The following is a 13,806-nucleotide window of genomic DNA, read 5'->3' as shown; positions in this document are numbered from 1 at the left end:
TCCGGTAATTGCGTGGACACCCCGGGCGCCCGCGGGTTAACGTCCTCCCGACGCCCGACCGGCAGAGGAAGGAGGCGAGAGCCGTGGACCAGAAGATCCTGCGCTCCCGTCCCGCTCTGCGGGCGTCGTCCCGCGGCTGAACCGTCCGCCGCCCGGGAGCGCGACAGCCTCCCGGAAGGACCGGAAACCCATGACCGACCTGGTCATTCGCGCGCTCACCGAGCGCGACACGCACCTCTTCAACACCTTCTCCCACCCCGACGTCCCCCTCGTCGGCCGCGCCTCCATGGGCCACGTCTACCGGCCCGTGCACGAGGGCGGCGAGTACCGCCCGGAGTGGACCTGGGTCGCCCTGCGCGACGACACGGTGGTGGCCCGCGCCGCCTGGTGGGGCCAGGCCGGCGACACGGACCCGGTCGTCCTCGACTGGTTCGACTTCGCCGAGGGCGAGGACGAGGCGGGCGCCGAACTCCTGCGCGGCGCGCCGCTGAACGCCGAGTACGAGCTGACCCTCCCGCCCGGCTGGCTCGACCGGCCCGACGCCCTCGCCGCGGGCCGGCGCCGGATCGACGCGGCCACGGCCGCCGGGCTGCTGCCGCTCGTGGAACGGTTCCGTTACGAGTGGACGCCGGGCCGCGGGCTGCCGGAGCGGCCCGGCCGGCTGGAGTTCCGCGAAGAGCCGGACGACGCGGTCGTCCTGGACGTGCTGCGCCGCATCGTCGAGGGCAGCCTGGACGCGCACCAGCGGCGCGTCGCGGAAACACAGGGGCCGGAGGCGGCGGCGCAGGAGGAGCTGGACTTCTTCCACTGGTGCCCGTCGCCGCGCTCGTGGTTGCAGCTGGCGTACACACCCGGGGGCGAGACCGCCGGCATCCATGTCCCCGCACACAACCCGTCCGGTCCCTGCGTGGGCTTCATCGGCGTGCTGCCGGAGCAGCGCGGCAACGGCTACGCGTACGACCTGCTGGCCGAGTGCACGCACAAGCTCGCGGCCGAGGGCGCCGAGCGGATCGCGGCCGCGACCGACCAGGGGAACTTCCCGATGGCGGCCGCCTTCACCCGCGCCGGTTACCCGGTGGTCTCGGAGCGGGTCTGTCTCGTCCCGCCGCAGTCGGGGACGGCGGCGTCCGGCTGACCGTACGGCGGCGCGTGCTCCCGCCCCTGCTCCCGGCGGCCGCTGGGAGCAGGGGGCGGGGGTCCGCCCCCTGCTCCCCGCCGCGCCAAGCCCGTCAGAGCGGCGGCCAGGCGTTCGCCAGGAGCTGCCGGAAGTGCTCCGGGAACCACTCCTGGTAGGCCGGCGCGTCCGGCAGCGCGCCGGTGGGCCGGTGGCCGCTGCCCGGGTGGCCGTTGTACAGCGGGTCACACATCCGGTCGTACTCCCACCCGCCGTTCGACCCGCTGGCGCCGTCCGACTCGCCGGGGGGCTTGACCCAGACGTACGCGTCGATGCCCGGCTCGGGGGCGGCGGCCGGCCGCTCGCCGAGCCCCGAGTTCTCCTGGTTGCACCAGTTCGCGGGGGAGAGCCGGCGGTCGAGTCGGCCACCGTCCACATACTCGTCGACCGTCGTCAGCGGTCCGGGGCCGGCGGGCCGGCCGGGGCCGCCCCAGCCGTTGCGCGAGGTGTCGACCAGCACACCGAGGCCCTCGTCGAAGCCCAGCCGGACCAGCTCGTCGCGGAACGCGAGCGCGTAGGGCACCTCGTCCACGTAGTCGTTCCAGTCGATCCATCTGGACTGGTGCACGCCGACGCCCCTGACGGTGTCGTCGATGTCGATGTGCGGCTCGTGCAGGACGGAGTAGTCGGCGACGTTGGCGACGATGCCGTGGACATCGGCGACCGTGCCCTCCAGGGTGGCGGCCTCCAGCAGCACCTCCGCGACCGGGCTCAAGGTGTCCTCCCAGCCCAGCTCCGCGTGGTGGCCGATGTCCAGATAGCTGTAGACGTTCGGCAGCGCGCCCAGTTCGGCCAGGGCGTGGCTCACGCCGGACACGTAGTTGCCGTTGGCCCGCATCTCGTCGCAGAGGGGGGTGGAGACCGCCCGAGGCGCGGTGTGGGTGACGAGGAGTTGCAGGGAGCTGGGCTCGACCACGGTGACGATCCGCAGCCCGGCGTAGGCTGGCTCGGCGAGAACCGTGGTGATCGGTTCGAGGAACTTCGCGCGGTACCCGTCGATGTCACCGGGGGCCAGCTCGCCGAAGCTCATCAGCCGGTCGCAGTCGCGCCCCGGGATGCTGTGCAGCACCAACTGGACCAGGTCGGCGTCCTGTTCGAGCGCCGCGTCGAGGTGGTCCCGGAGGCCCATCGTGCCGTCCGCGCCGTCGATCGACGCCCTGCTGTCCAGCCAGACGGCGGTCGGCCGGCCGGAGACGGCCTCACCGCCCGGCTCGGCGGCGGCTTTCGCCGACCACTCCGGATTCACGTACACCTGGGCGCCCGCGTAGGGGTTGTCCACCCGGGCCGCGCCACCGGCGGCGGCTTCCGACCGGCCGCCGGTGGCGGCGCACAACCCCACGGCGAGGGCGAGCGCGGCCAGCAGGGCGGGACCGGAGCGGCGGCGTGGGCTTCCGCCGGTGGCGCGGCGGTACCGGGAGAGCGGTCCAGGCATCATCGTGAAGGCTCCTCGCGTGACCGCGGACTGGGTGGGAAACCGCAGAGCCTCCGTCCGTCCCTCCGGGGGCCGGCGCGGCCGCGGTTCGGTTCGATTCGGTGCATGGGAGCGCTCCCAAAGCGTAGCCGCCTACCGGGCGGGAGAGAACCCCGCAGCCCGCGTTCCGTCGTTCCGGCGCCCCGCCGGGCCGGGCGCCGCCCCGGCTCACGGCCGTCCGGGGCCCCGGACCCGGGCAACTGCCCGGCTGCGGCACGGGCACTCCCTGCTGCGGCCCGCGCCCGGATCGCGGAGCATGGAGGCGCAGCGGCAGCAGACACGACGACCGGGAGGTGCCGTCCGTGAGGTTCGAGGTGTGGGCGCCGGGGGCGGCCGAGGCCTCCCTGCGCGCCGGGGACCTGGTGTCCGCCATGGAACGCGACCCGGACCGGGACGGCTGGTGGCGTGCCGAGGCCCCGGCCGCGGACGGCACCCGCTACGGCTTCTCGCTGGACGGCGGGCCCGTACGCGCCGATCCGAGGGCGCGGCGGCTGCCGGACGGGCCGGACGGGCTCGCCGCGGTCGTGGACCACGGACTCTTCGAATGGCGCCACCCCTGGTACGGCAGGGCGCTGCCCGGGGCCGTCCTGTACGAGCTGCACATCGGGACGTTCACCCGGGAGGGCACGTTCGGCGCCGCGGCGCAGCGGCTGGGCCATCTGGCCGCGCTGGGCGTCACCCATGTCGAGCTGATGCCCGTGTGCTCCTTCCCCGGACGGCACGGCTGGGGGTACGACGGCGTGGCCCTCTGGTCCGTACACGAGCCGTACGGCGGACCCGACGGCCTGAAGCGCTTTGTCGACACGGCACACGCGCACGGCCTGGGTGTCGTTCTCGACGTCGTCCACAACCACCTGGGGCCGTCGGGCAACCACCTCTTGGAGTTCGGCCCGTACTTCACCGAGACCCACCACACGCCCTGGGGTTCGGCCGTCAATCTGGACGCCCCCGGCTCCGACGAGGTGCGCGCCCACTTCCTCGGCAGCGCGCTGGCCTGGCTGCGGGACTACCGGCTGGACGGGCTGCGGCTGGACGCCGTGCACGCCCTGCACGACACCCGCGCCCAGCACTTCCTGGCCGAGCTGTCCGCGGCCGTGGACACCCTGGCCGAGCACACCGGCCGCCCGCTCTTCCTGATCGGCGAGTCCGATCTGAACGACCCGCGCACCACCGCGCCCCGGGCGGCCGGCGGACACGGGCTCCACGCCCAGTGGAACGACGACTTCCACCACGCCCTGCACACCGCGCTCACCGGCGAATCCCAGGGCTACTACGCCGACTTCGCGCGGGACCCGTTCGCCGCCCTCGCCAAGACCCTCACCGGCGGCTTCTTCCACGACGGCAGCTACTCCAGCTTCCGCGGGCGCGCGCACGGCAGGCCGCTCGACCCGCACACCACCCCGGCGCACCGGCTGCTGGCGTACGCCCAGACGCACGACCAGATCGGCAACCGGGCCCTCGGCGACCGGTTGTCGGCCGCCCTCTCCCCAGGGCTGCTGGCCTGCGCGGCGGCGCTGGTGCTCACCTCGCCGTGCACGCCGATGCTCTTCATGGGCGAGGAGTGGGGCGCCCGCACCCCGTGGCAGTACTTCACCGACCATCCCGACCCGGAGCTGGCCGAGGCGGTCCGGCGCGGCAGGCGGCGCGAGTTCGCCGCGCACGGCTGGGCCGAGGAGGACATCCCGGACCCGCAGGACCCGGCGACCCGGGAGCGCTCCTGCCTGGACTGGACCGAGCCGGAGCGGGCGCCGTACTCCCGGCTGCTGGACTGGCACCGGCGGCTGATCGCGCTGCGCCGCCGGGGGCCGGGCGGGGCGGGGACGGGTGCCGGTGCCGCCTCCGGCGGTGCCGGGATCGGCGGGGCGGAGGTGCGGTACGACCGGGAGCGGCGCTGGCTGTGCGTGGCGCGGGGCGGGCTGCGGACGGTGGTCAATCTGCACGCCGCGGACGCGGCCGAGGTCCCGCTGGACGCGCCGTACGCGCGGCTGCTGGCGGCCTGGGACGACTGTGAGCCGCCGGGGGCGGACGGTGTGCTGCGGCTGCCGCCCGAGTCGGCGGCGGTGCTCGCCGCCGAGCGGTGAGGCCGTGCGCCGGGCCGGCCCGGCGCACGGCCGTTCCGGCACACCACCGGCCCGGCGGGAGCCGCCGGGCCGGCAGGAGCAGCAGTGTTCCGAAGTGTTGCCCCGTTCGGAGGTCAGCCCTCTTCGGGGGCCGGCCCTCTCGGACTCAGCTTCGGGGGCCGGCCTTCTGCGGACTCAGCTCTCTTCGGGGGTCAGCCGCAGCGAGATGCTGTTGATGCAGTAGCGCTGGTCGGTCGGGGTCGGATAGCCCTCGCCCTCGAAGACGTGGCCGAGGTGGGAGCCGCAGCGGGCGCACCGCACCTCGGTGCGGACCATGCCGTGCGAGCGGTCCTCGACGAGTTCCACCGCGTCGGTGTCCTTCGGGTCGTAGAAGGACGGCCAGCCGCAGTGCGACTCGAACTTGGTGTCGGAGCGGAACAGCTCCGCCCCGCAGGCGCGGCAGGAGTAGACACCCGCCGTCTTGGTGTTCGTGTACTCGCCGGTGTGGGCGGGCTCGGTCCCGGCCTCGCGGAGCACGGCGTACTCCGCGGGCGACAGTTCCGCGCGCCACTGGTCTTCCGGCTTGTCCACCTCGTACGGCATCTGCGGACCTCTCTGCTCTTCCGGCCGGGCCGCGGCCCGGGCGTCCGGACGTGTCGGTCTCCGGACGGTTCAGCTCTCCAGGCGGGCCAGGATGCGCGGCCCCAGTTCGGTCACGTCTCCCGCCCCCATGGTCAGAACGAGATCCCCGGGCTTCGCCATTCCCGCGATCAGCTCCGGGATCTCGTCCTTCCCGGGCACGGCCCGCGCGTCGGCGCCCTTGGCGGTGGCCGCGTCGACGATCAGGTCGCTGGTGACGCCCGGCACCGGGTCCTCGCGGGCCGGGTAGATGTCGAGCACCAGGGCGGAGTCGGCGAGGGTCAGCGCCTGGCCCATCTCGATGCCCAGCTCCTGGGTGCGGCTGAAGAGGTGCGGCTGGAACACCACCAGCACCCGCCCGTCACCGGCGCCGCCCCGGATGGCCTCGAGGTCGGCGGCGATCTCGGTGGGGTGGTGCGCGTAGGAGTCGATGACCTGGACCCCGGCGGCGGTGCCCTTGAGCTGGAGGCGGCGGCCGACGCCCGTGTACGAGCCGAGGGCGGAGGCGAGGTTGTGCACCGGCAGGCCGAGCGCGGTGCCCGCGGCCAGGGCGGCGACGGCGTTGCCCGCGTAGTGCCGGCCGGGGACGGAGACGGCGAAGGTCAGCATCCGGCCGTCGGCCAGCACGGTCACCTCGCTGGCCAGGCCCCGCTGGTTGATCTTGACGATGCGCACATCGGCGTCGTCGGCCTCGCCGTAGGTGACGACGCGCAGGTCCCGGCCGGGCTCCGGCTCCCGGGTGAGCCGGGCGGTGAGTTCGCGGGCTCCGGGGTGGTCGGCGGAGACCACGAGCACGCCGCCGGGGCGGATCCGGCCGACGAAGGTCAGGAAGGACTCGTAGATCTCCTCCATCGAGGCGTAGTTGGCGTGGTGGTCCAGCTCGACGTTGAGGATGATCGCGACCTCGGGCGCGTACTTGTGGAAGCTGCGGTCGCTCTCGTCCGCCTCGGCCACGAAGATCTCGCCGCTGCCGTGCAGGGCGTTCGAGCCGGGCACGTCCAGGTCGCCGCCGATGGCGTACGAGGGATCGAGGCCGAGGGTGGTGAGGGCGACGGCGAGCATCGAGGTGGTGGTGGTCTTGCCGTGCGTGCCGGCGACGGCGATCGGGCGCAGCTCGTCGCCCTCCATGAGCGCGGCGAGCGCGTCGGAGCGGTGCACCACCGGGATGCCGCGCTCCGACGCCGCCGCCAGCTCCGGGTTGTCGGGCCGGATCGCGCTGGAGACGACGACGCAGCTGGCGTCCTCGGCCAGATGGCCGGCGGCGTGCCCGAGGTGCACGGTCACACCGAGGGCGCGCAGGGCCTCGGTGGTCGCGGAGGCCCGCGCGTCGCTGCCCGCGACCGCGGCGCCGCGCATGGCGAGGATCTTCGCGATGCCCGACATCCCGGCTCCGCCGATGCCGATGAAGTGCGGTCGGTCCATGGCGGACGGGACGGCGGGTGCCATGCGGGTATCTCCTGGGTGCTTCAGGGGTGGAACGGTCCGCTCAGCCTATTCGGTGTGGGCGTACAGCTTGAGCACCGGGACTCCGACCTTGTGGCGGGCCCGGGACGTCCAGTCCCGGTGGAAGAACTCCTCGACCAGGTGCGGCGCGGTCAGTACGATCACCTCGTCCGCGCCCGTCTGCTCCACGACGCTCTTCAGCAGGTCCAGCGGGTGCTCCTCGACGATCTGCCCGACGGCCTCGCCGCCGGCCGCGCGCAGCGCCTCCAGGGAGTGCGCGAGGGCCCGCTCGGCGGGCGGAAGGGCGTCCTCGCCCTCCGGCCGGCCGACCTCGCGGACCGCCTCGTCCAGCTCGCCCAGGGCCACGTCGTCCAGGGCTCTGAGCAGCCGGTCCTGGTCACCGTGGGGCTGCATGAGCACCACGAAGGACACCGGGTCCTCTCCGTGCAGTGTGGTGATGAGCTCGACATCGGTGGGCACCAGCGGCTTCTCGATCATGAGTACGGAGGTGAACACGGGAGCCCTTCCTCATTCCGGGCCACAGGCCCTACAGAAACCATCCTGCCCCGCGCTTCCACGGGGACCGCGGCTACAAGTCTGCCCAACGGAGGCTAAGCGGAGGGGGATATTCCGGTGATTGTCAGATGTCAGGTGCCGCATCGTCGCGATCCGGACCCCCGGATGCCCCGCGCCCGGCGGGTTCCCGTCGGTAACGGGTGAAGAGGAAACCTTCCTCCTCGAGGACGGAGACCAGCCAGAATCGTTTCGGCACGGCGATCCGCGGACCGTCCACGATCCGCGGCGCCTCACCGGCCGCCACGACCGGAGCCAGCGTGCAGCAGAGTTCGTCCAGCACCCCGGCCGCCGCGAACTGGCCGAGGAGCCGCGGTCCCCCCTCGGTCAGCACCCGCCGCAGACCGCGGTCCGCCAGGACCCCGAGCACCAGTTCCGGCTCGACGCCCTCGGCGTGCCCGGCGATGACCACCTCCGCCCCCGCGGCACGGGCTCGTTCCACCCGCTCCGGGCGCTCGGCCACGGCCGCGGCGCCGGTGAGGACGAGTGTGGGGGTCACCGGATCGGTGAAGAGCGGCAGGCCGTAGTCGAGGTCGAGGCTCGCGCTGACCACCGCGATCGCCGGGGCCGGCGTCTGGCCGAGCTCCGCGCGGCGCGCGGCGAACGCGTCCCGGGCCCTGGCGGGGCGGTAGCCCTCCTTGCGGACGGTCTCCGCGCCCGCCACGACGACGTCCGCCAGACCGCGCAGCACGCCGAAGATCCGCATGTCGGCGTCCGAGGACAGCGGGTGGGAGCGCCCGTCGTGCCAGGAGGCGCCGTCCACGGAGGAGACCATGTTGGCCCGCAACCAGGCCCGGCCGGGCCGCTCCGCGTCCTCCGCCGGTCCGCCCGCCGCGGCCGGGGCGCCGTCCGCGCCCGCGGGCTCCCCGGGCGGTGCGGCCGCTTCCGGGTAGGCGTAGGCGTCGGCCAGCTCGTCGAGGCCCCACTCGTGGTCCACGAGCTGATCCGGGGAGGCGGACTCGGCGGTCAGGGGGAACAGGCGTCGCATGCCGTGCAGTCTGGCACGGGGCGCGCACAGGTCCGACGGGGCGCGCACGGTGTGGCGTACGCCGCGGGCAGGGGCGGGAGGTGGACGCCGGGCGCCCCGCGGCAGCCCGTACCCTGGAGTGCTGTGTCTCCTACCTCTGGTCCGGCAGCCGACTCCACGGCCCCCATATCCCTCTGCGCCCGCGAGCCCCGTGTGCCCGCCGAGCGCCTGGTGGCCGAGATGGTGCCGCCGCCGCGGTTCGCGTCCGCGCGCTTCGACACGTACATCCCCGACCCGGACCGGCCGAGCCAGGCCGAGGCGGTGCGGGTGCTGAGCGCCTTCGCGGACGGGCTCGGCGGCAGCGGGGAGCGCGGCAGGCGGCGCTGGTTCCGGAAGGCCGCGGCCCCGTCCGGGCCGCGCGGGGTCTATCTGGACGGCGGCTACGGCGTCGGCAAGACGCACCTGCTCGCCTCGCTGTGGCACGCGGCCCCGGCGGCCCCGGAGCAGAAGGCGTTCGGGACGTTCGTGGAGCTGACGAACCTGGTCGGCGCGCTGGGCTTCCAGCAGACCGTACGGACCCTCGGCGGGCACCGGCTGCTGTGCATCGACGAGTTCGAGCTGGACGACCCGGGCGACACCGTGCTGGTGTCCACCCTGCTCGGCAAGCTCGTGGAGGCCGGGGTGGCGCTGGCTGCGACCTCGAACACTCTGCCGGGCAAGCTCGGTGAGGGCCGGTTCGCCGCGGCGGACTTCCTCCGGGAGATACAGGGCCTGTCCGCGCACTTCCGGCCGCTGCGCATCGACGGCGAGGACTACCGCCACCGCGGGCTGCCCGAGGCGCCGTCCCCGTACACGGAAGAGGACGTCACGCGGGCCGCGGAACGCACACCGGGCGCCTCGCTCGACTCCTTCCCCGCGCTCCTGGGGCATCTGTCCCGGGTCCACCCGAGCCGTTACGGCGCCCTGACCGACGGGGTCGGCGCGGTGTGCCTGACCGGAGTGACCCCCGTGACGGACCAGTCGACGGCGCTGCGGCTGGTCGTGCTCGCCGACCGGCTGTACGACCGCGAGGTGCCGGTGCTCGCCTCCGGCGCGCCGTTCGACCGGATCTTCGACGAGGAGATGCTGAAGGGCGGTTACCGCAAGAAGTACTTCCGGGCGATCTCCCGGCTGACCGCGCTGGCGCGGGAGGGGAAGAGCCTCGTGGGCGCGGAGAAGAGCACGGGGAAGAGCGCCTAGCGGCGGGCGTGCGGGAGCACGTACGAGAGCGCGCGGAACGGCGGCGCGTGGTTCCTTCCCGGGGAAGCCGTTGCATGCTACACACGAGCGGGTCACATTCCTGTCCGCCAACAGGGAGGTCCCCATGTCCGCGACTCGTCGCGAGGTTCTGGCGCGCTCCGGCGCCGCCGGAGCCGCGATCGCCTTCACCGGTGCCGTTTCCGAGCTGTTCGCCGGTTCCGCCGCGGCCCATCCGCCCGGCCGGGACGGCTACGGCCCGCTCGTCCCCGACCCGGCGGGGCTGCTCGATCTGCCGAAAGGTTTCCGCTACACCGTCCTGTCCCGCGAGGGCGACCCCCTGCGCTCGGCCGAGGGCCCCGTCCCCAGCTGCCACGACGGGATGGCCGCCTTCCGTGGGCGGTTCCGGGCCCCCGGCGCCACCACCCTGGTGCGCAACCACGAGAACCGGCTGGACGACAAGCACCGTGTCCCCGCCGTCGACGGGCTCACCTACGACCCCGTCGCCCTGGGCGGCTGCACCGCCCTGGACGTCGACGCCCACGGCCGGGTGCACGGCGAACGCGTCGCCATCGCCGGTACGTCCACCAACTGCTCCGGCGGCACCACCCCCTGGCACACCTGGCTGACCTGCGAAGAGGTCGAGCTGAAGGCGGGCGAGGAGGGCCACACCAAGGACCACGGCTTCATCTTCGAGGTCGACCCGCACGACCCGCACCGCACCGGCGCCGAACCGCTGACCGCCATGGGCCGGTTCCAGCACGAGGCCGTCGCGATCGACCCGCGCAACGGCACGGTCTACGAGACCGAGGACGCCTTCGAGAAGCCGTTCGGCCTCTTCTACCGCTTCCACCCGCGCAAACCGCTCGGCGGCCGGGGCTCCCTGCGGGCCGGCGGCGAGCTGGAGGCCATGCGGGTGCCGGGCGTCCCGGATCTGTCGGTCGTCCAGGAGACGGGCGCGTGCTTCGACGGCGTCGAGTGGGTGCCCGTACCGGATCCGCTGGCCGAGGAGACACCGATCCGGCTCCAGGACTTCGGCCGGAAGGGGATCACGCACGCCCAGAAGCTGGAGGGCTGCTACTGGGGCGGCCGCTGCGTCTACTTCGTCTCCAGCTACGCCAAGAGCGAGGAGGGCGCGGGCGGCGACCACTACGGCCAGGTGTGGAAGTACGACCCGCAGCGGCGGCGGCTCACCCTGGTGATCGTCTTCGGCCCGGACACCGATCTCCAGCTGCCGGGCGAGGAGCCGGACAACATCGCGCTCGCCCCCGGCGGCGGCCTGATGGTGTGCGAGGACGGTGAGGGCGCCCAGCACGTCTACGGCCTCAGCCGACGCGGCAAGGTGTACCCGGTCGCCCGCAACCGGCAGCAGATCGGCACCCCGGAGGAGCCCGGGTGGGGCGAGTTCGCGGGCGTCACCTTCTCGCCCGACGAGCGCACGATGTACGTCAACTGCTACGAACCCGGCACGACCTTCGCGATCACCGGGCCCTGGCGGCGTTAGGCGCCCGCGGAGCGCCGGGCCCGCCGGGCGTTCAGCCCGAGCAGGACTGGCGCTCCGCCTCCTGCCACTCGCAGACCGGGCAGAGGACCTCGCCCGGCTCCGCCGCGCCGTACTCCGTCGGCTCGCCGCACCGGACACAGTCCGCGTACGGCGGGCCGGCCGCGCGTGCGGGCACGGTGTCCGGGTCCCGCTGCTCACCGTCCGGGTGGCGCTCGGTCACAGACTCGCTCATGTGTACGAGTTTACCGGCCGGCTCCCGCTCCCGGCGTGACGCGCACCGTCCTGCCCGGCCGGGCAGGACACTGCCCGCCGGACCGACGCACCAAGGACCTGGCACCTGGCACCTGGCACCTGGGACCTGGACATCAGAAACCAGACACCAGACACCCCCGGGACTTCCCCGCAGCACATCAAACAGAACACAGATTCTGCTAACGTCTCCCGCAAGCAGAACGGCTGTTCTTTTTATGGGGGTGTGATGCCGCGGCTGACCGACGCGCGCAAGCAGCTCCGGCGCGCCCAGATCGCCGAGGCCGCGGTTCGCTGCTTCGGCCGCAGCGGTCTGGAGCGGACCTCGATCGCCGACATCATCGCCGAGTCCGGGCTCTCGGCCGGTTCGATCTACGCCCACTACCGCAACAAGGCCGACCTGGTCGGGGCCGCCGCCCGCGAGGTGCTCGCCCGGCACGCCGAGGTCCTCGGCGCGTACGCCGCGGGCGACACCCCGCCCTCCCCCGACGAACTGCTCGCGTGCCTCACCGCCGCGATCAACCCGGCCGAGGCCCGGGTCGGCGTACAGACCTGGGGCGAGGCCACCACCAACCCGGCCGTCCGCGACGTCGTCGCCGACATGACCGACCGGATGCGCGCGATGCTGCACGACTGCGTGACGGCCTGGCTCGTCAAGGACGGGCACCACGAGCCGGCCGCGGCGCGGGAGAGCGCCGCCCCGATCGCCCACCGGCTGATGGCGCTCTACCAGGCCGAACTGCTCTACGCCGCCCTGCGATCACCGACCGAGGAGACAGCCTCATGACCACCCCGACCACCCCGACCACCCCGACCGCCTCGTCCACCCCGACCGCCTCGTTCGCCGGCCGCACCGTCTTACGCGTCGGCTACGGCGCCCTGCAGCTCGAGCGCCTGCGCGACCGCCGCGCCGAGGCCGTCGCACTGCTGCGCCGCGCGATCGAACTGGGCGTCGACCATGTGGACACCGCCGAGTTCTACGGCTCCGGTTTCGCCAACGACGTGATCCGCGAGGTGCTGCGCCCCGGGGACGACGTCCTGGTCGTCACCAAGGTCGGCGCCGCCCCCGACCCCGGCGGGCCCATGCCGCTGCGGCTGGCGCAGCGGCCCGAGCAGTTGCGCGCCTGCGTCGAGGACAATCTGCGCAGCCTCGGCGTCGACCGGCTCCCCGTGGTCAACCTCCGCCGCCTGGACTCCGGCCCCGGACTGCGTCCCGAGGGCGACCAGGTCGTCGGGCTCGACGACCAGCTCGCGGTCATGACCGCCCTGCGCGACGAGGGCAAGATCGGCGCGATCGGGCTGAGCTGCGTCACGTCCGAAGGGCTGCGCCGCGCCCTGCCGGCGGGCATCGTCTGCGTGCAGAACGCCTACAGTCTCGTCGCCCGCGACGACGAGGACATGCTGCGGCTGTGCGCGGCGGAGGGCATCGCCTGGGTGCCGTTCTTCCCGCTCGGCGGGACCTTCCCGGGCATGCCCAAGGTGACCGACGAACCGGCGGTGCATGCCGTGGCCGAGTCCCTGGGCGTCACGGCCGCCCAGGTCGGCCTCGCCTGGCTGCTGCACCACGCCCCCCACGTGCTGCTCATCCCCGGCACCGCCGACGCCTCCCATCTCGAGGCCAACACGGCGGTCGGCGGGATCACCTTCGACGCCGCGACCCTCGCCACCCTCGACGCCGTCGGCTCCCGCTCCGCCGAGGTCCCCCTCGGCTGATACGGAACCGCCGCCGCCGAGGTCACCGTCGCCGGTGGTGGTGGTTTCGGCCGGTTCAGCGGCGGGCGCTGACGCGGCAGGCGGCGGCGCACGCCCCGGCGGCCAGGACCAGCGCGGCGGCCAGCGGGAGCAGCGGCAGCGCCACCGTGCCGCTCTGCGAACCGGTGACCAGCCCGGAGACCGCGGCCTGCGCGGGCGAACCGCTGACGACGAGCACCACGAGGGCCGCCAGCGTCGTCGCCGGGATCGCCCGCGCCGGGCTGACCAGCAGCGGCCGGTTGCAGAGCGCGCCCACCGCCGTGCCGATCAGGCTGCACACCAGGGCGGCGAGGAAACCGGCGAAGGCCGCGGGGAGGACCGGTACCGCGGTCCGGTGGTCCGCGCTGTACGGGTCGCTGACCGCGGTGACGAGCACGGTGACGACGACACCGAGCAGCACGGCGGCGAACAGCGCGGTCAGCAGCGACGCGAGGTGCACCCGGACCGGCCCGGCGGCGGCCGAGGCGCAGTCACGGGCCGCGTCGGGCTCGTTGGTCGTGCAGACCCGGGTGAGCCAGGCGGCGACCGGCAGCAGCGCGGCGGCGGCGTAGCCGAGGGAGTCCAGCAGCGGCTGGCCGTACTGCACCCCGATGACGAGGAAGGCGCCGTACAGCAGGAGAGGCGCCATCCAGCGGTGCGAGCGGAGCAGCAGGGCGCACTGGTAGTGCAGCAGAGCGGTCACGATCGGTCGTTCCTCTTGCTCGGGGAGCCGGACGGGCCGGGAGAGCCGGACGGGCC

The 13,806-nt window shown here is 73.9% G+C and carries 13 protein-coding genes; 6 read left to right on the top strand and 7 right to left on the bottom strand.

Annotated elements, in window-relative coordinates; genetic code table 11:
• Positions 1-190: 190 nt before the first annotated feature.
• Positions 191-1,135, top strand: a complete 945-nt coding sequence (locus GCU69_RS00775; RefSeq protein WP_156204843.1) for a GNAT family N-acetyltransferase — start codon at positions 191-193, stop codon at positions 1,133-1,135.
• Between the two features lie 94 nt (positions 1,136-1,229).
• On the opposite strand, the gene GCU69_RS00770 is transcribed toward GCU69_RS00775, so the two are convergent.
• Complete coding sequence (locus GCU69_RS00770; protein WP_218037886.1) at positions 1,230-2,609, bottom strand: glycoside hydrolase family 6 protein; 1,380 nt, start codon at positions 2,607-2,609, stop codon at positions 1,230-1,232.
• A gap of 338 nt (positions 2,610-2,947) precedes the next feature.
• On the opposite strand from GCU69_RS00770, the gene treZ reads away from it, so the two are divergent.
• A complete protein-coding gene (treZ, locus tag GCU69_RS00765) occupies positions 2,948-4,726 on the top strand; it encodes a malto-oligosyltrehalose trehalohydrolase (protein WP_156204842.1) in 1,779 nt (592 codons plus the stop codon).
• Between the two features lie 174 nt (positions 4,727-4,900).
• Here treZ and msrB read toward each other — a convergent pair whose 3' ends face one another.
• From msrB to GCU69_RS00745, 4 genes are all read right to left on the bottom strand, one after another.
• Positions 4,901-5,308: a peptide-methionine (R)-S-oxide reductase MsrB gene (gene msrB, locus GCU69_RS00760; protein ID WP_098754176.1), complete on the bottom strand. Its 408-nt coding sequence runs from the start codon at positions 5,306-5,308 to the stop codon at positions 4,901-4,903.
• A 69-nt stretch (positions 5,309-5,377) separates the two neighbouring features.
• A complete protein-coding gene (gene murC / locus GCU69_RS00755) occupies positions 5,378-6,790 on the bottom strand; it encodes a UDP-N-acetylmuramate--L-alanine ligase (RefSeq protein WP_098754175.1) in 1,413 nt (470 codons plus the stop codon).
• A gap of 45 nt (positions 6,791-6,835) precedes the next feature.
• A complete protein-coding gene (locus tag GCU69_RS00750) occupies positions 6,836-7,303 on the bottom strand; it encodes an indole-3-glycerol phosphate synthase (protein ID WP_098754174.1) in 468 nt (155 codons plus the stop codon).
• A 124-nt stretch (positions 7,304-7,427) separates the two neighbouring features.
• Positions 7,428-8,348 carry a pyrimidine reductase family protein gene (locus GCU69_RS00745; RefSeq protein WP_156204841.1) on the bottom strand — a complete coding sequence of 307 codons (921 nt, stop codon included), beginning with the start codon at positions 8,346-8,348 and terminating at the stop codon, positions 7,428-7,430.
• Positions 8,349-8,471: 123 nt separating this feature from the next.
• Between GCU69_RS00745 and zapE the strand changes: the two genes are divergently transcribed.
• Together zapE and GCU69_RS00735 are read left to right on the top strand one after the other, a co-directional pair.
• Positions 8,472-9,566: a cell division protein ZapE gene (gene zapE / locus GCU69_RS00740; protein ID WP_098754172.1), complete on the top strand. Its 1,095-nt coding sequence runs from the start codon at positions 8,472-8,474 to the stop codon at positions 9,564-9,566.
• A 124-nt stretch (positions 9,567-9,690) separates the two neighbouring features.
• Positions 9,691-11,067 carry an alkaline phosphatase PhoX gene (locus GCU69_RS00735; RefSeq protein WP_098754171.1) on the top strand — a complete coding sequence of 459 codons (1,377 nt, stop codon included), beginning with the start codon at positions 9,691-9,693 and terminating at the stop codon, positions 11,065-11,067.
• A 31-nt stretch (positions 11,068-11,098) separates the two neighbouring features.
• On the opposite strand, the gene GCU69_RS00730 is transcribed toward GCU69_RS00735, so the two are convergent.
• A complete protein-coding gene (locus GCU69_RS00730; RefSeq protein ID WP_156204840.1) occupies positions 11,099-11,299 on the bottom strand; it encodes a hypothetical protein in 201 nt (66 codons plus the stop codon).
• Positions 11,300-11,545: 246 nt separating this feature from the next.
• On the opposite strand from GCU69_RS00730, the gene GCU69_RS00725 reads away from it, so the two are divergent.
• Positions 11,546-12,103, top strand: a complete 558-nt coding sequence (locus tag GCU69_RS00725) for a TetR/AcrR family transcriptional regulator (RefSeq protein WP_098754169.1) — start codon at positions 11,546-11,548, stop codon at positions 12,101-12,103.
• Positions 12,100-13,029 carry an aldo/keto reductase gene (locus tag GCU69_RS00720; protein ID WP_156204839.1) on the top strand — a complete coding sequence of 310 codons (930 nt, stop codon included), beginning with the start codon at positions 12,100-12,102 and terminating at the stop codon, positions 13,027-13,029. Before GCU69_RS00725 ends, GCU69_RS00720 begins: the two co-directional genes overlap by 4 nt.
• Positions 13,030-13,084: 55 nt before the next feature.
• Here the strand turns inward: GCU69_RS00720 and GCU69_RS00715 are convergent, their stop codons facing one another.
• Positions 13,085-13,750 carry an ABC transporter gene (locus GCU69_RS00715; protein WP_098754167.1) on the bottom strand — a complete coding sequence of 222 codons (666 nt, stop codon included), beginning with the start codon at positions 13,748-13,750 and terminating at the stop codon, positions 13,085-13,087.
• Positions 13,751-13,806 lie beyond the last annotated feature (56 nt).

This window comes from Streptomyces lycii (assembly GCF_009735685.1).
Classification (GTDB): Bacteria; Actinomycetota; Actinomycetes; order Streptomycetales; family Streptomycetaceae; genus Streptomyces; species Streptomyces lycii.
The sequence above is the reverse complement of the archived record's forward strand: the minus strand, read 5'-3'. Positions and strand labels throughout refer to the sequence as shown.

What these genes read in the sequence shown, in the direction of transcription:
- GCU69_RS00730 (WP_156204840.1), bottom strand. Translation starts at nt 11,299, where the DNA reads ATGAGCGAGTCTGTGACCGAGCGCCACCCGGACGGTGAGCAGCGGGAC.
- GCU69_RS00770 (WP_218037886.1), bottom strand. Translation starts at nt 2,609, where the DNA reads ATGATGCCTGGACCGCTCTCCCGGTACCGCCGCGCCACCGGCGGAAGC.
- murC (WP_098754175.1), bottom strand. Translation starts at nt 6,790, where the DNA reads ATGGCACCCGCCGTCCCGTCCGCCATGGACCGACCGCACTTCATCGGC.
- GCU69_RS00775 (WP_156204843.1), top strand. Translation starts at nt 191, where the DNA reads ATGACCGACCTGGTCATTCGCGCGCTCACCGAGCGCGACACGCACCTC.
- GCU69_RS00720 (WP_156204839.1), top strand. Translation starts at nt 12,100, where the DNA reads ATGACCACCCCGACCACCCCGACCACCCCGACCGCCTCGTCCACCCCG.
- GCU69_RS00745 (WP_156204841.1), bottom strand. Translation starts at nt 8,348, where the DNA reads ATGCGACGCCTGTTCCCCCTGACCGCCGAGTCCGCCTCCCCGGATCAG.
- msrB (WP_098754176.1), bottom strand. Translation starts at nt 5,308, where the DNA reads ATGCCGTACGAGGTGGACAAGCCGGAAGACCAGTGGCGCGCGGAACTG.
- GCU69_RS00725 (WP_098754169.1), top strand. Translation starts at nt 11,546, where the DNA reads ATGCCGCGGCTGACCGACGCGCGCAAGCAGCTCCGGCGCGCCCAGATC.
- GCU69_RS00735 (WP_098754171.1), top strand. Translation starts at nt 9,691, where the DNA reads ATGTCCGCGACTCGTCGCGAGGTTCTGGCGCGCTCCGGCGCCGCCGGA.